We start from the raw sequence: 19,503 nt of genomic DNA on the forward strand, positions 1-19,503 counted from the left end.
TGCGCCGGTCGTGGTTCGGGGCATGGTGGGCCGATGGCGCAGTCGATATCGATCCGGAAATCGCCGACGGGAATTCAAGGCTTCGACGAACTGACACTCGGCGGCCTGCCGGCCGGGCGCACCGCGCTGGTGTGCGGGTCTGCCGGCTGCGGCAAGACGCTGTTCGCGTCGACCTTTCTGGTCAACGGCGCCCGCGATTACGACGAACCGGGCGTGTTCGTCTCCTTCGAGGAGCGGCCGTCCGACATTGTCGAGAACGTCGCCTCGCTCGGCTTCGGGCTCGACGAGCTGGTCGCCACGGGCCGCGTCTATATCGAGCATATCGTGATCGATCCGTCGGAATTCGCCGAGATCGGCGAATACGATCTCGAAGGTCTGTTCCTGCGGCTCGAACTGGCCATCGATCAGGTCGGTGCCAGGCGGGTGGTGCTCGACACGATCGAGAGCCTGTTCTCGGCCTTCGACAATCCCGCCGTCCTCCGCGCGGAGATCCGCCGGCTGTTCGACTGGCTGAAGGACCGCGGCATGACCACGGTCATCACCGGCGAACGCGGCGAGGGCTCGCTGACCCGGCAGGGGCTTGAGGAATATGTCTCGGACTGCGTGATCCTGCTCGATCATCGCGTCGACAGCCAGATCTCGACGCGCCGCATGCGCATCGTGAAGTATCGCGGCACCAGCCACGGCACCAACGAATACCCGTTCCTGATCGACAGCGACGGCTTCTCGGTGCTGCCGGTATCCTCGCTCGGGCTCGAACATCGCGTCTACGAAGAGCGGATCTCGACCGGCGTGCCGGATCTCGACGCGATGGTTTCGGGCGGCGGGTTCTATCGCGGGTCGAGCATCCTGCTCTCGGGCGTCGCCGGGTCGGGCAAGTCGTCGCTGGCGGCCTGTTTTGCCGCGCAGGCGTGCCGGAGCGGCGAGCGGGCGCTCTATTTCTCGTTCGAGGAATCGCGCGAACAGGCGATCCGTAACATGCGGTCGATCGGCGTCGATCTCGAACCCTATTTCCGTGCCGGCCAGCTGCATTTCGTCGCGACGCGGCCGACCTTGTACAGTCTCGAGATGCACCTCGCGATCCTGCTGCGCGAGGTGATCCGGACCGAGCCGACGCTGGTCGTGCTCGATCCGATCTCGGCCTTCACCGAGAGCGGTGCGCGGCTCGAGGTGCAGTCGATGCTGCTCCGGATGGTCGACTTCCTGAAGACCAAGGGCATCACCGGCGTGTTCACCCACTTGATGCAGGGCGGCGACAATCTGATCAAGACGGACGCCGGCCTGTCGTCGCTGATGGACACCTGGGTCCTGCTGCTCAATCGCGAGACCAACGGCGAATTCAATCGCGAGCTCTATCTGCTCAAGGCGCGTGGCCTCGAACATTCCAACCAGGTGCGGGAGTTCGTCATGGGCGCGGACGGCATTCGGCTGCTCGAACCCTATGTGGGCGACGGGCATGCGCTGACCGGCTCGGCGCGCCGGGCCGAGGAAGCGCGGCTCAGGCGGGTCGAGATCGAGCGGTCGCAGCGGGTCGCGCGCGAGCAGGCGCGGCTCGAACAGAAGCGGCGCGGCGTGCTGGCGCAGATCGAACAGTTGCGGTCCGAACTCGCGGCCGAGGAGGCGGATCTCAAACTCCTGATCGACAGCGAGACGGCCTACCGGCAGAGCCTCGCCGACGATCGTCATGTCATGGAGAAGAGCCGGCGTGCCGCGAGGCCGGACGGAGCATCGCGATGAGTCAGTCCGAACCCCGCAAGCTCGTGCTCTATGTCGCCGGCCAGACGCCGAAATCGCTGGCCGCCATCGCCAATCTGGAACGGATCTGCACCGAGCATCTCGCCGGCAAATATACCGTCGAGGTGGTCGACCTGAAGAAGAACCCGCAGCTCGCCCGCGAGCACGCCATCGTCGCGATCCCGACGCTGGTCCGCGAGCTGCCCGTGCCGCTCAGGAAGATCATCGGCGACTTGTCGGATACGCAGAAGGTGCTGGTCAACCTGATGGTGGAGGCCGAATGAGTGCCGCCCAGGACGAGGTCCAGACCCTGATCGCGGACTTGCGACGCCGGCTCGACGAGGCCGAGGAGACGTTGCGCGCCATCCGCGACGGCGAGGTCGATGCGCTGGTGATCCGCGGCGGCGTGGAAGACGAGGTATTCGCGATCGGGGACGACGCCGAATCGTTCCGCAAGTTCATCGAGGCGATGGACCCGGGGGCCGCCGCCGTCGATGGCAGCGGCCGGGTGCTCTACGCCAATGCGGCGATGATCGAGCTCATCGGGCTCCCGCTCGGCTCGGTGCAGGGCCGGCTCTTCGCCGACCTGTTCGCGACCGAGCCGGCAGACGCGATCCGGGCCCTGCTCGATCAGGCGAGCGACGCGCGCGCGAGCGCGGAGATCGTGTTCCGGGTCGGTACGGGCGAGATGGGGGTGGGCGAGCGGATCCATCTGGTCGCGGCGACCCCCGTCCGGCTCGGCACGATCACCGGCCGGGCGGTGACGCTGACCGACATGACCGAGCGGATCCGTGCCGAACGGGCCGAACAGGCCGAGCAGGTTTCAAACGCGATCATCGCCTCGGCCAACGAGGCGGTGGTCGTCTGCGATCCGGCCGGGGTGGTCACCCACGCCAATGCCGCCGCGGCCGCCGCCTTCGATCGTGGGCTGGTCGGGCAGAGCTTCGATGCCGCATTGCCGCTCGTCCTGGCGGAGGGCTGCGGCTTTCCCCGCGTCGAGGATCTGGTCGCGGTCGCGGCCGCGGGGACGTCGGTGCAGGGCGTCGAGGCGGCGATCCGTGTCGGTGAGCGGCCGAAGGATGTGCTGATCAGCGCGGCACCCTTGCGGGTCGCGCTCGGCCAGATGGTCGGCTGCGTGTTGACGCTGGTCGACATCTCGCAGCGGCGCGCCGCCGAGAAGCAGCAGCTCCTGCTGCTGCGTGAGCTCGACCACCGGGTCAAGAACACGCTCGCGCTGGTGCTGTCGATCAGCAACCGGACGCTGTCGGTCGAAGACACGCTCGAAGGCTTCCAGCAGGCATTCACGGCGCGCATCCAGGCGCTGGCGGCGACGCACACGCTGCTCGCCCACAAGGGCTGGAGCGATCTCCAGCTCAGCGACATCATCATGGCGGAGATCGCGCCCTATACCGACGACGAGGCCGATCGGATCGAGCTCGGCGGCATCGACGTGTCGCTGACGCCGCGCACCGCCATTGCCATGGGCCTGATCATCCACGAATTGACCACCAACGCGGTGAAATACGGCGCGCTGTCGACCGAGACCGGTCGGATTTCGGTGCGCTCGATGGGGCGCTCGCGCGACCGCGACAGCCTGATGATCGAGTGGCTGGAGACCGGCGGGCCGTATGTCGAACGACCCGTGCGGTCGGGGTTCGGGCGCACCGTGATCTCGCGCAGCCTCAGCTATTCGCCGAACGGCGGGGCGGACCTGCAATTCCCGCCCTCGGGTGTCCGCTGCGTGATCGACATTCCGGGCGAAGAGATCGTGGTCTGAGCGGAACCGCCCGGCTTGAAGCGCGCTGCTCACACCGGCGCCACCATGTAGCGTGCCGTCTCGCCGTACCCGGCCAGGCTCTCGGCGAGGTCCGGGCGGGCTTCGATCACGAAGCCGAGCCGCGCCCATAACACTGTCGTCCCATAGACCGACACGCAGGAGAGGGCGCCGATGCCGCGCGCGCACGCCTCGGCGCGCAGGTGGTCGATGAAGGTCGCCGCCAGATTGTGGCCGCGCGCCTCCGGCAGCAGCGCGACATCATGGACGAAGATGCAGTCCGGCGCCTCAGGCAGGCGCTCCAGAAAGCGGTCGAGCTTCGGGATCGCCCCGAGCCGCCACGGATGGGCGATGGCGTAGCCGACCACCCGGCCGTCGGCGACGGCGACCCGCGCGGTCGCCGGTGCCAGGGCGATTTTTTCGGCGAACACCTCGGAGCGCTCGGGCATGTCGGGGTGGATCACCTCGGCGATCGCTTCGGCGGCCGCGAGCGCGTCGGTCGTGAAGGGCTGCCAGATCGGCGCGGGCAACATGGCGTGGTTCCCGTTGGAGGATCGCGGCGCGAGTGACGGCCGGACGGGTGTTCTACCCGACCGGTGAGCTGAAGTCAGGCCGGCCCGCCGTGGCAGGCGTCATGCACGCCGCGGGCGCGCGCCAGGCCAACCCGTGGGATATCGATCGGCGGGACGGGCGAATCCGTCCCGCCGATGTCCGTTGCCTTGCGGTCCGCTCAGGCGTTGAGCGCGGCCGGCGGCAGCTGGTAGGCCGGCGGCATGGCGACTGCGTCGGCCGGCGCCTCGGTGCGAACGGCGACGCGCCGGGTCTTCTCGAGGGTCTTGTCCGAGACCGAGATGAACAGCCCGATCGCCGGCTCGCCCGCCACCGTGGTCGGCAGACACAGCGGCTCGGCCTCGAAGCCGAGACGCAGGAGCCGGGTGATCCAGACCGGATGCGCCTCGGCGGTCAGATGCTCGATGCGGTTCTCCAGCGCGTGCTCGACGATCGCCAGCATCAGCTCGCGCTCCGCCTGGCCGAGCGCGAAGCCCTGGCCGCGATAGTCCGGTGCGACGCAGTGCCGCGTCCACTCCAGGATGTTGGGCCCGCGCGGGATCGGCCGGGTCTGGCACAGGTGCGACAGGACGTCGGACAGCAGATGCGGACGGGTGGTTTCGAGCAGGCGCGCATAGGCGACGAGGACCTGCCCGCGCATGACGCAGATATGGGTCGCGCCCTCGGTATCGAAGGCGTCCATCTCGCGCTGGTCGGGCCGGGCGAGGTCGCTCCAGCCGCGCTCCTCGACGAACACGCGATGACGCAGCCGCCAGGCCTGTTCGAGCACGGCGGTATGCTGGTCGGCCTGATCGTGGGGAATGACGAGGATCATTGGTCTGGTCCTTTCGGAAAACGTTTCTGGTGGATCGCGGTTGGGCGAGATGAACGACGCCTCGGAAACCGGGGGTCGCAAAAATCATAAGCCTGAATCGCGACATCGCGACCAGGTTGCCGAATGCGGTAGCGCAATTGAAAATTCAGGTGATTCTCGCGCAGCCGCCGATAAGACGCGGGGCGATGGGGACCGGGCGCCCGATTTCTGCCCGGAAAGCCGTGATGCGTGCGCGTGAGGCCGCCGCATGGCTGGCGGCGATGCAGGGCTCTGGTCCGGCCTGGCGGAGGTGGTGTGGCCGGGCGTCTCTGCGCCCGGCGGGGCGCATCAGTGGATCAGGCCGTGGCGCATGCCGATGGCGACGGCCTGCGCGCGATTGCTGGCGCCGAGCTTGCGGGTCGCGCAGGTGATGTACCACTCGGCCGTGCTCTCGGAGATCGACAGGATGCCGGAGATCTCCCAGGAGGTCTTGCCTTCGGCGATCCACTGCAGGCATTCGCGTTCGCGCCGGCTGAGGCGCGGGGCGTCGGCAGCGGGCTGCAGCGTGATCAGTTCGCGCACGCGGTTCTGGACGTAGATGCCGACCAGATGCAGCATGCCGCGATCGGCCTCGTCGAGGTCGACCTTGTGGGCCGCCATCGACAGAACCGACTGCCGGCCGTCGAGGTCGTAGACCGGAACGCAGAAGCCGTCGCGCATGCCGAGCTCGGCGGCCTCGTCCATGACGCGCTGCTCTTCCGGCCGGATCTCCTTCATTGCGGCGATCGCCTCGGACCAGACGAACGGCTCGGCCGCGCCGCGGAGTCGCCGGGCGACCGGGTCGACCTGGACATAATCGTTTTTGAGATAGTGTTCGAGCCAGGTCTGATTCCAGCCGGACAGCATAATATAGCCGTCCATGCGACGGCCGGGGTTCGGCACTCCGGTCAGCAAGAACGAATCGAAGCCATACTGACTGCCAAGATCGCGCAGCGACTTGAGCGTCCGCTCCATCGAGCTTTCGTGCTTGATACCCTCGATGAAATCGAGTGCCGTCTTCATGCGGTCGGCAGGAACGCTGTTCTGCATCCGTCTGAGTCCGTGCAATACGATCTTTCAGATCGAGTGGTTTTGTACATCAAAGCCGTGAGTTCCGTCCGCTCCGGCACTCAATTCCTGATCGTAAGTCGATTTCCACTCGGGCGCGCAAGGCCCCACCGAAGGGGAATCTATCGCAGATTTGGGTCTGAACCGCAAGCTTTGCCCCTTTAGTCCGTGTTTACTACAGCTCACGTATGCGGCATCTACTGCGGGTGGCACGTCACAGCATGGTCGCTTGTCAGGATCGGGGTGATCGCCTACTTCGAGGCGATGTTCCCCGAAGGCCCGGAGCACCCATGCGGCTCGACTTCTCTCTGGTTGCCGTTGCTGTATTGTCGCTTTCGACGGTTGTCCAGCCGTCGGCCCAGGAAACGCGGCCGGGCGGAGCCGACGCCGGGATCGAGCGGCGCATCGATGCGCTGGTCGAGCGCATGACGCTGGAGGAGAAGCTCGGGCAGATGAGCCAGGGCGGCTGGGCGCCGGACTTCGACCTCAAGGAGGCGGAATCCGGCATCATCGGCTCCCTGACCAATGCCGACGATCCGGCCGCCATCGCCAAGATCCAGGCCGCGGCCCGGCGGTCGCGGCTCGGCATCCCGATCCTGATGACGCACAACGTAATCCACGGGTTCCGGACGCTGTTCCCGGTTCCGATCGGGATGGCGGCGAGTTTCGATCCGGCGCTGGTGCGCGAGACCGCGCGCTGGGCGGGGCGGGAATCGGCGGCGGTCGGACTGCACTGGACGCTCGCGCCGATGGTCGACATCTCGCGCGATCCGCGCTGGGGTCGCGTGGTGGAGGGGGCGGGCGAGGATGTCTTCCTCGGCTCGATGATGGCGGCGGCGCAGGTCACGGGTCTGCGCGAGGGCGGCATCATCGCCTCGCTCAAGCACTATGTCGGCTATGGCGCGGCCGAGGCGGGACGCGACTACAACTCGACCTCGATCCCGCCCGTCGAACTGCGCGATATCTACCTGCCGCCGTTCCATGCCGGCATCGCCGCCGGTGGTGCGACGATCATGGCGGCGTTCAATGCGCTCAACGGCACGCCCGCGACGGCCAATCGCTGGACGCTCGATCAGGTGCTGAAGCGGGAATGGGGTTTCGACGGCTTCGTCATCTCCGACTGGGATTCGATCATCGAGCTCATGAAGCACGGCGTCGCGGGGTCGCGGGCCGAGGCGGCGGAAAAGGCACTGATGGCCGGGGTCGACGTCGACATGGCCGGCGAACTGTTCCGCGACGAACTGCCGGCCCTGGTCAAGGCCGGCCGCGTGCCGATGGCGCGGATCGACGATGCGGTCCGGCGCGTGCTGCGCGTCAAGTTCCGTCTCGGCCTGTTCGACCGGCCGGACCCCGATCCGGCGGCGGCCGACGCGCAGCTCCTGACCCCGGCCGCCCGCGAGGCGGCACGGCGGGCGGCGCGCGAGACGATCGTGCTGCTCAGGAACGACGGCGACCTGCTGCCGCTCGCCCCCAAGGCCAAGCGGATCGCGCTGGTCGGCGGTGCGGCGGCCGATCCGTCCGATCACATGGGATCGTGGGGTGCGGCGGCCCGGCAGGGCGACACGGTCACGACGCTCGCTGCGCTGCAGGCGCGCGCTTCGGCGGGCGGCTACGCGCTCACCTATGCGCGCGGCTGTGCGGACGACTGTACCTCGACCGAAGGCTTCGACGAGGCGGTGCAGCGGGCGAGCGAGGCCGACCTGGTCATCGCGGTGCTCGGCGAGCCCTGGTACATGACCGCCGAGGGCACCTCGCGCACCCGCCTCGGCCTCCCGAACAGGCAGCAGGAGCTGCTGGAGCGTCTGGTCGCCACCGGCAAGCCGGTCGTGCTCGTGGTGTTCGCCGGCCGTCCGATGGCGCTGACCTGGGCGGCGGAGCACGTTCCGGCGATCCTCTATGCGTGGGCACCGGGCACGGAAGGCGGCAACGGGATCGCCGATCTCTTGTTCGGTGATGCCTCGCCCTCGGCGCGCCTGCCGATGACCATGCCGCGCGCGGTCGGGCAGATTCCGGTCTATTACGACCACCTGCCGACCGGCCGGCCGGCCACCGACGATCGCTACTCGTCGCGCTATATCGACGAGGAGAACGCGCCGCTCTATCCGTTCGGCTATGGCCTTTCCTACACGCGCTTCGCCTATTCGGACGTCGCCATCACCGCACCGAAGCCAGACCGCGAGGGCGTGCTCGAGGTGGCCGTGACGGTCGCGAACACCGGCGCGCGGGCCGGCAAGGATGTCGTCCAGCTCTATGTCCGCGATCTGGTCGCGTCGCGGTCGCGGCCGATCCGGCAGCTGAAGGCCTTCGACAAGGTTGCGCTCGCGCCGGGCGAGAGCCGGCGCGTGACCTTGCGCGTACCCATCGATCGGCTCGGCTTCCACGCGGAGGAGGGTGGCTATCAGGTCGAGCCGGGCCGCTTCGAGGTCTATCTCGGCGGCGACAGCCGGGCGCCGATGGTCGGCGGCTTCGAGCTGCCGACGGGCGTGGACTATCCCGGCGCACCGCCGGTCCGGCTCGACTGATCGGCCAACTTGTCGCACTTCCCGAGAGGAAGACGGCTAATTGTAGCCCGCGGCTTTACCGGGATTTAAAGCGGCCCGGCGCAGACTGGCGAACGTCCGCCCGCACTGCGGCGCCGCCCCCGCGCGCCGCTTCTTCCGAAAGAGGCCCATGGCCAACGCCGCCCCCGCCGTCTCCGACCACCGGGTTCCGGACAGGGGCGCGGACCGGGAAGCCGTGCTGCGGCTGGTGGCGCAGCTCCAGGAAGACTTCATCGCCGACGACGAGCACGCGGCGATCTTCCAGCGCATGGTCGAGGCGGTCATCACGCTGACCCAGAGCGCCTTCGGCTTTTTCGGTGAGGCCCTCGTCGACCCGGATGGCCGGCCTTATCTGCGCCTGATCGCGCTGACCGACATCTCCTGGAACGCCTGGTCGCGGGCGATGTATCGGCAGGTGGAGACCGGCGGGCTCGAGTTCCGCAACTTCGACAACATCATCGGTCGCGCGCTGTCGCAGAGCGCGCCGACGATCGTCAACGACATGGCGTCCAATCCGCATACGGGCGAGTTGCCGCCGGGCCATCCTCCGATCACGACCTTCCTGGCGCTGCCGGTGCACAAGGGTGACACGCTGGTCGGCATGATCGGGCTCGCCAACCGGCCGGGCGGCTATTCGCCCGCCGTGATCGAGCTGATCGAGCCGATCGTGCAGACCTGCGGCACGCTGATCTCGGCCGTGCGTATCGAACGCGAGCGGCGGGCCGCGGTCGAGCTGTTGCACGAGGCGGTCGAAGCGATCCCGGAAGGCATTGTCGTCCACGACGTGCACGACCGCATGGTCCTGTGCAACTCGGCCTACCTCGATCTCTATCCGAAGAGCCGGGACGGCCGATCGCTGTCGCTGTGTTTCGAGGATCTGGTCCGGCAATCGGCTGAACTCGGCGAATATGTCGACAGCGGTGAGACCGAGGCCGAGAAAGCGGCCTGGATCGACTGGCGGCTCGCCGCCCACCGCAATCCGAGCGGTCCGTTGTTCCAGACCACCCGGACCGGCCGGCATCTGCGGATCGACGAGCGGCGAACCGCTTCGGGCCTCACGGTCGGGCTGCGGACCGATCTGACGGAAATTCTCAAGACCCAGACGCTGCTGCGCGGTAGCGAGGCGAAGTTCCGATCGCTGTTCGATCTGGCGCCGCTCGGCATTGCCCGGTTCGATGCCGACGATCGCATCGTCGAGGCCAATCCGGCCCTGTGCACGCTGCTCGGTCGTGACGCGGCGCTCGACGGCGCCTTCGCGCTGGTCGAGATCCTGCACGATGACGACCGTGCGCGTTTCCAGCAGACGCTCAAGACCGTGCGCGACCGCGGCCGGTCGCTGAGTGGCGAATTTCGGATCGTGGTCGAGGACGGCGCCGTCGTGACCGTGCTCCTCCACGCGGCGGCGGTGCCCGAGCAGGGCGGCGGCGCCGGCGTCTGGGCGTTGCTTCAGGACATTTCCGAGCGCAAGCGCATCGAGGACGTGATCTGGCACGCGGCCCATCACGACAGCCTGACCGGCCTGCCGAACCGGACCTATCTCGCCGAGTATCTCGCCGGCAAGGCGCCGGGATCGGACGGACCGGGTGCCTCGTTCGGCCTGCTGCTGGTCGATCTCGACAATTTCAAGCTCGTGAACGACACGCTCGGCCATGAAGCCGGCGACGTGCTGCTGACCAAGGTGGCCGATCGGCTGGCCAAGGGCGTGCGCAAGCGCGACTTCGTCGCACGCCTCGGCGGCGACGAGTTCGCGGTGGTCGCCAGCAACGCCCGTTCGGTCGCAGAGCTGCAGAAGCTCGCCGACCGGCTGCTCGTCGCGCTCACGCGCCGGATCCCCTATGGCGACCGTTCGATCCAGACCTACGGCAGCATCGGCATCGCGCTGTTTCCGCCGCACGGCCGCGACGCCCGCGAGCTGATCCGCTCCGCCGACATCGCGCTCTACGAGGCCAAGCGCGGCGGCCGCAATCGCGCGGTGGTGTTCGACGGCGAGATGCTGCGCGAGGCGCGCGCGCGCTTCGATGCCGCCCAGACCGTGCGCCAGGCCCTGGCCGAGAACCGGATCGTGCCGGTCTACCAGCCGATCGTCGATCTCACGACCGGGCGGCTCGACGGTCTGGAGGCGCTGTTCCGGGTCAAAAGCGAGACCGACGAACTGATCGGACCGGCCGAACTCGCGAGCATCTTCGAGCATCACGAGCTCGGTCGGGCGATCGACCTGCACATGCTCGATCTCGTCACCGCCGACATGGCCGACTGGCTGGCGCGCGGCATCGATGTCGGGCAGGTCGCGGTCAACGTCTGCGACGGCGAGCTCGGGCGGCACCGCTATGACGAGCGCGTGCTCAAGCTCATGGCCACCCGCGGCATCCCGGAAGGGCGGCTGCGCATCGAGGTGGCCGAAGCGGCGCTGCTGCGAACCGAGATCGCGGCGATCGCGCCGACCTTCGCCAAGCTCGCCGCCCATCGCGTCGATGTCGCGCTCGACGACTTCGGCACCGCCTTCGCGGCGCTCAAGCATCTCAAATCGTTACCGATCCAGCAGGTGAAGATCGACCGCTCGTTCATTGCCGACATCGACGACGACCCGGCGAGCCGCTCGATCGTCGCGGCGCTGGTGCGTCTGTGCGCCGACCTCGGCAAGAAGCTGATCGCCGAGGGCGTCGAGACCGAGCGGCAGCGCGATGTGTTGCTCGAACTCGGCTGCCGCTACGCGCAGGGCTATCTGATCGCCCGGCCGATGACCAAGGCCAAGGCGGAGATCTTCGTGCTCAGGAGCTTCGCGCAGGCCATGCGCCGGGAGATCGGTGCTTCGGACGTAGCCGAGGTCGCCGACGTGCTGCTGCCGGCGGTGCGGGCGAGCTGAGCTTCGGGCGCCGGACCGATCTGCTGCCGGTCCCGGTGGACAAACCGCGGTTTGCGCTCCATCTCTCGGACAAGACCGTTCGCGAGAGACCGAAGAGCGATGCTGCAACAGATCCGTGCCTTTCTCGCCGACCTCGTCGCCGCCGATCAGGAGACGCCGCGCTTCGACGCCGATGACCGGCGGCTCGCGGTCGCGGCGCTGCTCGCCCATGTGATCGGCATCGACGGCTTCGTTTCGGCCGAGGAGCGCGCGCGGCTCGAGGATGTGCTCGCCCGACACTTTTCGCTTTCCGTCGAAGATGCCCGGGCGCTCGCCGACGCGGGGCGCGAGGCGGAACTGGAGTCGGTCGATCTCTATCGCTTCACCAGCGTGGTCAAGCGCGGCGCACCGCTCGAGGAGCGGCTCGCGGTGGTCGAGATGCTGTGGGAGCTCGTCTATGCCGACGGCGTGGTGCACGAGTTCGAGGACAATGTCGTCTGGCGGATCGCCGACCTGATCGGCGTGGAGACGCGCGACCGGGTATTGATCCGGCAGGAGGTCGCCGCCGGGGTCGCCAAGACGGCGAGCGAGACGGCCGAGGGCTGAACCGGAACCGTGGCGCTGCCCAAGGGCCGCGGTTTTCCGCCACAGCCGGGCAGCTCTGCCGCACTGCGGCATTGCATCGTGATCTCAGCCGTCTCATGATCGGTCCATCGTCATCCGCGAGGGATTCTCCGATCGCCCATGGGACGACCGAGCCGCTCTTCCCCGTCGTCCGGCCATGCGCCGCGCATCCTGATCGTGCTGCATCAGGACACCTCGACCCCGGGACGGGTCGGGATGACACTCGCCCGCCGCGGCTTCGTGCTGGACATCCGGCGGCCGCGCTTCGGAGACCCGCTGCCGACGACGCTGGCAGACCATGCCGGCGCGGTGGTGTTCGGCGGCCCCATGAGCTGCAACGACTGCGAGGAGTACGTCCGGCGCGAGATCGACTGGCTGTCGGTGCCGCTTCGGGAGGAAAAGCCGCTGCTCGGCATCTGCCTCGGCGCGCAGATGCTGGCGCGGCACCTTGGCGGCAAGGTCGAGCGGCATCCGCATGGACGCGTCGAGATCGGCTATTTCCCGCTGCATGCGACCGAGGCCGGGCGCCGGCTCATGGCGTGGCCGAGCCATGTCTACCAGTGGCACAACGAAGGCTTCGAGTGCCCCGCCGGCGCGACGCTGCTCGCGCGCGGCGACGATTTCCCGAACCAGGCCTTCTCGGTCGGCCCTGCCGCCTATGGCATCCAGTTCCACCCGGAACTGACGCTCGCGATGATGCATCGCTGGACGGTCCGGGGCGCGCCGCGGCTCGAGCTGCCGGGCGCGCAGGCGCATCACCAGCATTTCGCCGGCCGCGAGACCTATGACGCGCAGACGCGGCTGTGGCTGGAGCGGTTCCTCGACCTCTGGCTCGCGCCGCGCGGCCGAGCCGGCCTTTGCGGCCGCGGCCGAGTGAGGCGTCGCGGCCGGCAGGCCGCCATTCCATCGAAGGATGACGGTTTCCCGGGCCCGCGGCCGTCCGGTGCGCGCTCGGTGACGCCGCCCGTGGGCGTCGGGTCAAAAGAAAAGGGCCGCTTTCGCGGCCCAGTGTCTTCGAACTCAAGGGGGATTTGAACCACGCTTGCCTCAGAGGCCCGGCCCGATCCTCGACCACGGGGGGCTGGGGGGCTGAAGATTTCCGGAGCCGAAGCCGAGCCGGACCGTCTGAGACAACGATAGTAAGGTGGTGGCCGACCATGGCTCGCCAAGGGCTCCATTGTGGCAAAAGCGGGATGTTCTTCACGCTTTTCTGAAGTCGATTCGCCTGCGCCGCAGCCGCTCCCCGGAACGATCGCGCCCGATGCCGGTTGGTCTTCGACCGGCGGAGCGCACGCCGATCGAGGCGCTTGCCAGGAGCCGCGAAGCCCGCGATCATGAAGATGCGATGACAGTCCGGAGGGGTCGCCTTGGCCGATATCGAGGATAGCCGGCGCGTTGCCGGGGCCGCCGGAGACACTGCCGGCGAGACCGGCGCAGGACGGCCGCCCTTCGGGAGTGCGGTGGTCGCACCCTTTCCCGGCGCTGCCGCGGTGCGCAACGTCACCTTCGACCGGCGAGAACTCGAGGCGATCCTGCGGCTCTACGGCCGAATGGTCGCCGAGGGTGAATGGCGTGACTACGCGATCGACCATCTGCCCGAACGCGCGGTTTTCTCGATCTTCCGGCGCACGAGCGAGGCGCCGCTCTATACGGTCGAGAAGAACCCGAAACTCGCCCAGAAGCAGGGCGCCTACTCGGTGGTCGCCCAAGGCGGCATGATCTTGAAGCGCGGCCAGGATCTGGCGCGGGTGCTTGCGGTCTTGGAGAAGAAGCCGAAGCTGGTCAGCGTTTGAGGCTTACTGCAAACGGCGCCTTCCGGGTTTGCTATCGATCAGCGAGTGTCGGAGATTTCGATAGCGCCGTGTTTAGATGCGCCACGCATGGAGCGTCTCATCGTGGAGCCGTGGATTCGGCAGAGGTTCGACTTCGGCATCGAACGCAATGTCACCCCTAGATTTTCAGGGATTGGCCAAACGGGCGGCAAGCTGACATTATCCTTCTCAAAACGACTAATCGTATTCGGACGTAAAGATAATGTTTTCGAGAAAGCTTTTGATGGCGACAATCCGCTGCTTCAATGGTTTAAAAATCGGGTATGGAAGTTCGCGCTTCTTTTCTTCGATCGCTGTTTTTATATTTATTGAAATGGTTGTTTTATATATTTTTGCTCAACAAGCAGCCGCAGTTGCGGGGTCTTGGAAAGACGACCCATTGCCGGCATTTAAGCTTCTCGAGCCCGACCGAAATGTCTCCGCACGCGACTGGAAGAGCCCCTACTGCATGGCTTGGGACGACGGCTGTACACGCTGCACCAAGCCGAGCGCAAAAAGTAAGCCGATTTGTAATGACATCGCGGCAGAGCAGCGGTGTGTGCCCGAGAAGATTAAGTGCGACAGCGGCGACTGGAAGGAGCTCAGACGCCTCTGCGCAGGTCCTGCTTACATAAAGGCGGACGAACATGGAAATATTCTTGACATAACATACTGCGATTTTGATTTCGAGGTGGACAAGAAGACCGGATTTCTCAAATCGAGAGAACAGGGCGTCTGCATGTCCGTTGCTCCGTCCAATTGGCGCAAGGTGCTCGACGAAAATATCGTAATAAGAAATTTGCCTGTAAAAGACAATTACAGTCAAAATAGAAAAGTTAAGGCACCCTGGCAAACCCTTATCTGTACATACCCTCAGTTCTTCGACCGCGGCTGGATCATAATTCAAAGTAGATAACGAAAATAATTATTTTGCGATTCGCCGTAAAATATGGGAATGGCTCATACATACGTCAGAGTCATATGAAATTCGGTCATGCTGACTAGTAGGAAAAATCGTAGGGTCCGTCCGCGAGCGCATTTGCGGCGCGACCGCCCGTGGAAGTCGGAATGTCCTCAGCTCGCGAGATCCGGCAGGATCGCGGCGCCGACGATCGGGCCGAGCCGGCCTTCCTTGCCGATCTGCACCAGCACCGCGCAGCCCGTGCCCTTGGCGCGGGCCAGATCCTGACGCGGCAGTTCGATGCGGGTCGCCTTGCCCTTCCACATGCCGACCGCCTGCAGTGAGCGGACCACGTGGCTGTAGGTGATGGTCTTGCCGGTGTTCTCGCCGCGGCCGATCGGTACCGTGTGGCTGCGATCGAACAACACCAGCCAGACCGTCGCCTTCTCCGGCAAGGGCTCGGCGGCAGCGGGGATGTCGATCGTGATCGAATCCGCATTGGCTGCGAGGCCGACGTCGACGGCGAGCGGCGGGCCGGAGGTCGTCGACGCGGTGATGGCCTTTTCGACCGCTGCCTTGTCGGAGCCGACCGCATGCAGCCGGCCGTCGACGATCATCTGCGGCGTATAGACCGTGCGATCGCCGCGTGCGTCGGCATAGGCACGCTGGCGCTGGGTGAACTCGGGACGGGCGGCGGTGTCCTTCCAGCCGAGATAGTCCCAGTAGTCGACCGCGAAGGACAGGGTGACCAGGGTCGGATCCTGGACGAGCTGATTGAACAGCGCATCGGCCGGCGGGCAGGTCGAGCAGCCCTGGCTCGTGTAGAGCTCGAGCACGGCACGGACCTTGTTCGGCTCTTCGGCTCGGGCCGGGTCACGCTCGCCGAAGCCGATCCCGAGCACACCGAACCCGACCGCGCCGATCAGCGCGGGCAGGAGCAGAGCTTTCTTCAGGAACGGGTTCACGGGACGACTCGCCGATTTCGGGCCGCGCGATGCTGCCGCGCCCTTTTGTCCTAAGCAACCCGCGTTTCAAGTGCGAGTCACGTTGGGGTGACTTTTCGTAACGGCGATTCTCACGGGTCTGCGCGGCAAAACGGTCGGCTTTCGGTCCAAGCGCCATGGAGCGCGAATGAAAAAGGCCGCCGGCGCGAGCCGGCGGCCTTGATCGTTGCGTGTCCCGTCGCGATCAGGCGACCAGATTGCGCAGCACGTAGGGCAGGATGCCGCCGTTGCGGAAGTAGTCGATCTCGTCGAGCGTATCGATGCGGCAGATCAGGTCGACCGCCAGCTTCGAGCCGTCCGACTTGACGATCTCCGCCTGCATGATCTGGCGCGGCTTCAGATCGCCTTCGATGCCCTTGATGGTGACGATCTCGTCACCCTTGAGCCCGAGCGACTGCCAGCTCTCGCCGTCCTTGAACTGCAGCGGCACGACGCCCATGCCGACCAGGTTCGAGCGGTGGATACGCTCGAAGGACTGGGCGATCACGGCACGGACGCCGAGCAGGGTCGTGCCCTTGGCCGCCCAGTCGCGCGACGAGCCGGTGCCGTATTCCTTGCCGGCGAAGACGACCAGCGGAACGCCCTCGTCCTTGTACTTCATCGCCGCGGTGTAGATCGGCAGTTCCTCACCACCCGGATAGTGGATGGTCAGGCCGCCTTCCTTGCCGCCCAGCATCTGGTTCTTGATGCGGATGTTGGCGAAGGTGCCGCGCATCATCACTTCGTGATTGCCGCGGCGGGTGCCGTACTGGTTGAAGTCCTGCGGACGGACCTGATGATCGCGCAGGTACTCGCCCGCCGGGCTCGCCGCCTTGATCGAACCGGCCGGGGAGATGTGGTCGGTGGTGATCGAGTCCAGGAACAGGCCGAGGACGCGAGCGTTCACGACGTCCTTCACGGGCTTCGGTTCACGCTCCATGCCGACGAAGTAGGGCGGGTTCTGCACGTAGGTCGAGGTGCCCTGCCAGGAGTAGGTGAGGCCCTTGGTGACCTCGATCGCCTGCCAGTTGGCATCGCCCGCGAAGACGTCGGCATACTTGGTCTGGAACACCTTGCGGGTGATGAACTCCTCGATCACCGCGTCGATCTCCTCCTTGGACGGCCAGACGTCCTTGAGGTAGACCGGCTTGCCGTCGCGGTCGTAGCCGAGCGGCTCGCGGGTCAGGTCGACCTGCATGTTGCCGGCGATGGCGTAGGCGACGACCAGCGGCGGCGAGGCGAGGTAGTTCGCCTTGACGTCCGGATTGACGCGGCCTTCGAAGTTGCGGTTGCCGGAGAGCACCGCGGCGACCACGAGGTCGTTCTTGTTGACCGCCTCGGAGATCTCCTCGGCGAGCGGGCCGGAGTTGCCGATGCAGGTCGTGCAGCCGAAGCCGACGAGGTTGAAGCCGAGCGCGTCGAGGTCGGTCTGCAGACCCGACTTCTCGAGATATTCGGCCACCACCTGGCTTCCGGGCGCGAGCGAGGTCTTCACCCACGGCTTGGAGGTCAGGCCCTTGGCCGCCGCCTTGCGGGCGAGCAGGCCGGCACCGATCATCACGCTCGGGTTCGAGGTGTTGGTGCAGGAGGTGATCGCGGCGATCACCACGTCGCCGTGACCGACCTCGAAGTCCTTGCCCGTGACCGCGACGCGCTTGCCGGCCTCGCCGGGCTTCTTGAACTCGCCTTCGAGCGCGGCGCGGAAGCCTTCCTTAGCCGCGGCGAGCACGACGCGGTCCTGCGGGCGCTTCGGACCGGCGAGCGACGGCTCGACGTCGCCGAGGTCGAGTTCGAGCGTGTCGGTGAACACCGGATCGGCGGTGGCTTCCGTCCGCCACATGCCCTGGGCCTTGGAATATTCCTGCACCAGAGCGATGCGGTCGTCCTTGCGGGCCGAGGTGGTGAGGTAGTTCACCGTTTCGGCGTCGACGGGGAAGAAGCCGCAGGTCGCGCCGTATTCCGGCGCCATGTTGGCGATGGTCGCGCGGTCGGCGAGCGACATCGAATTGAGGCCCGCGCCGAAGAACTCGACGAACTTGCCGACGACGCCCTTCTTGCGCAGCATCTGCGTGACGGTCAGCACGAGGTCGGTCGCGGTGACGCCCGGCTTCAGCTTGCCGGTCAGGCGGAAGCCGATGACCTCGGGGATCAGCATGGAGATCGGCTGGCCGAGCATGGCCGCCTCGGCCTCGATGCCGCCGACGCCCCAGCCGAGCACGCCGAGGCCGTTGACCATGGTCGTGTGGCTGTCGGTGCCGACCAGCGTGTCCGGATAGGCGGTCTCGACGCCGCCGTCCTTCTTCGTCCAGACGGTCTGGGCGAGGTACTCGAGGTTCACCTGGTGGCAGATGCCGGTGCCCGGTGGCACGACGCGGAAGTTCTCGAAGGCCGACGCGCCCCAGCGCAGGAAGCGATAGCGCTCCTGGTTCTGCTCGTACTCGCGGTCGACGTTCTTCTGCAGCGCGGTCGGGTTGCCGGCGAAGTCGACGACGACCGAGTGGTCGATCACGAGATCGACCGGCACGAGCGGGTTGATCTTGGTCGGATCGCCGCCGAGCGCCGTGACCGCGTCGCGCATGGCGGCGAGGTCGACGACCGCCGGCACGCCGGTGAAGTCCTGCATCAGCACGCGCGCCGGACGGAACGCGATCTCGCGCTCGGCCTTGCCGCGATTGTTGAGCCAATCGGCGATCGAGCGGATGTCGTCCGCGGTCACCGAACGGCCGTCCTCGAATCGGAGCAGGTTCTCCAGGAGAACCTTCAGCGAAAACGGCAGCTGCGAAATACCGGGAAGTCCATTCTTCTCGGCATCAGGCAGGCTGAAATACTCGTAGGTCTTGTCTCCGACCTTGAGCGTCTTGCGCGATTTGAACGAATCGAGGGAATTGGTCACGGCTCGGGGTCCCTTCCTAGCGGGTCGGATGGGCCACGGCGGAGTACGAAACACGAAAACCGAAGAGCTCGGCTTCGGACCAACCGGCCTTGGTCCCGATCCGATCGGAATTGTGCAACGCGATATCGGGTCTGTCGATGGGTCGGGCCCGATATCTCGGCCGTCGGCTTCCGGACTGCGAGGCCTGCGCCGACCGGTGGGCAGGTTGCGCGCCTCATAGCGAATTTCGTAAGACGTGACCAGTCGGCCTAAGGTCGGTCAGCCGTGTTTTTCGCGCTGCGGAAATCAAGCCGGCTCATCACTTCGCAGCATGCGTCCGAAGGGGGATCCCATCCCGATGACCAGCCCGACGGCCTTGATGCTCGGGGCGCGCGATCTCGCAGTCGAGCGCGGCGGCCGCATCGTGTTCTCCGACCTCGATTTCCGGGTTTCGAGCGGCGCCGCGCTGGTCGTCACCGGCCGCAACGGCGCCGGCAAGTCCACATTGCTGCGCACCATTGCCGGGCTCCTGAAGCCGAGCGCGGGCGCGCTCACTCTGGAGGGCGGCGATCCGGAGCGCTCGATCGGTCAGCAGTGCCACTATTTCGGCCATCAGGACGCGCTGAAGACCGCCCTGAGCGTCGAGGAGAACCTGGCCTTCTGGCGCGCCTTCAACGATCGGCCGGCGGCTGGCGTGTTCGACGCGCTGGAGGCGGTCGGGCTCGGCCGGCTCGCAGGCCTGCCGGCGGCCTATCTCTCGGCCGGGCAACGTCGACGCCTGTCACTCGCCCGGCTGATCGTCTCGGAAAGGCCGATCTGGCTGCTCGACGAGCCGACCTCGGCGCTCGACGCCGCCTCCGAACGCATGTTCCTCGGCCTGCTCGAGACCCATCTCAGCCGCGGCGGCATCGCGGTCGCAGCCACGCATCTGCCGCTCGCCATCGCGTCGGTG

General features: G+C 66.7%; 14 protein-coding genes and 2 pseudogenes. 11 read left to right on the forward strand and 5 right to left on the reverse strand.

Annotated elements, in window-relative coordinates; all coding sequences use genetic code 11:
• Positions 1–33: 33 nt before the first annotated feature.
• From kaiC to ABS361_18910, 3 genes are read left to right on the forward strand one after another with little or no spacing between them, the layout of a single operon-like run.
• A complete protein-coding gene (kaiC, locus tag ABS361_18900) occupies positions 34–1,737 on the forward strand; it encodes a circadian clock protein KaiC (GenBank protein ID XBY44091.1) in 1,704 nt (567 codons plus the stop codon).
• Positions 1,734–2,018, forward strand: coding sequence for a circadian clock KaiB family protein (locus ABS361_18905; GenBank protein XBY44092.1), 285 nt, complete (start codon positions 1,734–1,736; stop codon positions 2,016–2,018). Before kaiC ends, ABS361_18905 begins: the two co-directional genes overlap by 4 nt.
• The gene (locus tag ABS361_18910) at positions 2,015–3,511 is read left to right on the forward strand and encodes an HWE histidine kinase domain-containing protein (GenBank protein XBY44093.1); all 1,497 of its coding nucleotides are present in this window, start codon (positions 2,015–2,017) and stop codon (positions 3,509–3,511) included. The genes ABS361_18905 and ABS361_18910 overlap by 4 nt, the downstream gene beginning before the upstream one ends.
• A 29-nt stretch (positions 3,512–3,540) precedes the next feature.
• Here the strand turns inward: ABS361_18910 and ABS361_18915 are convergent, their stop codons facing one another.
• The 3 genes from ABS361_18915 to ABS361_18925 all read right to left on the reverse strand — a co-directional run bounded on the left by ABS361_18915 (position 3,541) and on the right by ABS361_18925 (position 5,960).
• Entirely contained in the window at positions 3,541–4,041 is a 501-nt protein-coding gene (locus ABS361_18915; protein ID XBY44094.1) for a GNAT family N-acetyltransferase, read from the reverse strand.
• 197 nt (positions 4,042–4,238) lie between these two features.
• Positions 4,239–4,892, reverse strand: coding sequence for a GNAT family N-acetyltransferase (locus ABS361_18920; GenBank protein ID XBY44095.1), 654 nt, complete (start codon positions 4,890–4,892; stop codon positions 4,239–4,241).
• Between the two features lie 327 nt (positions 4,893–5,219).
• Positions 5,220–5,960, reverse strand: coding sequence for a LuxR family transcriptional regulator (locus tag ABS361_18925; protein XBY44096.1), 741 nt, complete (start codon positions 5,958–5,960; stop codon positions 5,220–5,222).
• 308 nt (positions 5,961–6,268) lie between these two features.
• On the opposite strand from ABS361_18925, the gene ABS361_18930 reads away from it, so the two are divergent.
• The 7 genes and pseudogenes from ABS361_18930 to ABS361_18960 all read left to right on the forward strand — a co-directional run bounded on the left by ABS361_18930 (position 6,269) and on the right by ABS361_18960 (position 14,711).
• Positions 6,269–8,500 (forward strand): glycoside hydrolase family 3 N-terminal domain-containing protein, encoded by a 2,232-nt coding sequence (locus ABS361_18930; protein ID XBY44097.1) that lies wholly within the window; start codon positions 6,269–6,271, stop codon positions 8,498–8,500.
• A 148-nt stretch (positions 8,501–8,648) separates the two neighbouring features.
• Positions 8,649–11,381 (forward strand): EAL domain-containing protein, encoded by a 2,733-nt coding sequence (locus tag ABS361_18935; GenBank protein ID XBY44098.1) that lies wholly within the window; start codon positions 8,649–8,651, stop codon positions 11,379–11,381.
• A 99-nt stretch (positions 11,382–11,480) separates the two neighbouring features.
• Complete coding sequence (locus ABS361_18940) at positions 11,481–11,966, forward strand: TerB family tellurite resistance protein (GenBank protein ID XBY44099.1); 486 nt, start codon at positions 11,481–11,483, stop codon at positions 11,964–11,966.
• Positions 11,967–12,104: 138 nt separating this feature from the next.
• Positions 12,105–12,818 (forward strand): annotated as a pseudogene (locus ABS361_18945) (glutamine amidotransferase).
• 626 nt (positions 12,819–13,444) lie between these two features.
• Positions 13,445–13,777 carry a DUF2794 domain-containing protein gene (locus tag ABS361_18950; GenBank protein XBY44100.1) on the forward strand — a complete coding sequence of 111 codons (333 nt, stop codon included), beginning with the start codon at positions 13,445–13,447 and terminating at the stop codon, positions 13,775–13,777.
• 87 nt (positions 13,778–13,864) lie between these two features.
• Complete coding sequence (locus ABS361_18955; GenBank protein XBY44101.1) at positions 13,865–14,128, forward strand: hypothetical protein; 264 nt, start codon at positions 13,865–13,867, stop codon at positions 14,126–14,128.
• On the forward strand, positions 14,040–14,711 hold the full coding sequence (locus ABS361_18960; GenBank protein XBY44102.1) for a hypothetical protein: 672 nt from the start codon (positions 14,040–14,042) through the stop codon (positions 14,709–14,711). Before ABS361_18955 ends, ABS361_18960 begins: the two co-directional genes overlap by 89 nt.
• Positions 14,712–14,869: 158 nt before the next feature.
• Here the strand turns inward: ABS361_18960 and ABS361_18965 are convergent, their stop codons facing one another.
• Together ABS361_18965 and acnA are read right to left on the reverse strand one after the other, a co-directional pair.
• Positions 14,870–15,661, reverse strand: a complete 792-nt coding sequence (locus ABS361_18965) for a DUF1223 domain-containing protein (GenBank protein ID XBY44103.1) — start codon at positions 15,659–15,661, stop codon at positions 14,870–14,872.
• Positions 15,662–15,884: 223 nt separating this feature from the next.
• On the reverse strand, positions 15,885–18,572 hold the full coding sequence (gene acnA, locus ABS361_18970) for an aconitate hydratase AcnA (GenBank protein XBY44104.1): 2,688 nt from the start codon (positions 18,570–18,572) through the stop codon (positions 15,885–15,887).
• A 355-nt stretch (positions 18,573–18,927) separates the two neighbouring features.
• Between acnA and ccmA the strand changes: the two are divergent.
• Positions 18,928–19,494: pseudogene (ccmA, locus tag ABS361_18975) on the forward strand (heme ABC exporter ATP-binding protein CcmA).
• Positions 19,495–19,503 lie beyond the last annotated feature (9 nt).

It is taken from the genome of Ancalomicrobiaceae bacterium S20, from assembly GCA_040269895.1.
In the GTDB taxonomy this organism is placed as follows: domain Bacteria; phylum Pseudomonadota; class Alphaproteobacteria; order Rhizobiales; family Ancalomicrobiaceae; genus Methyloraptor; species Methyloraptor flagellatus.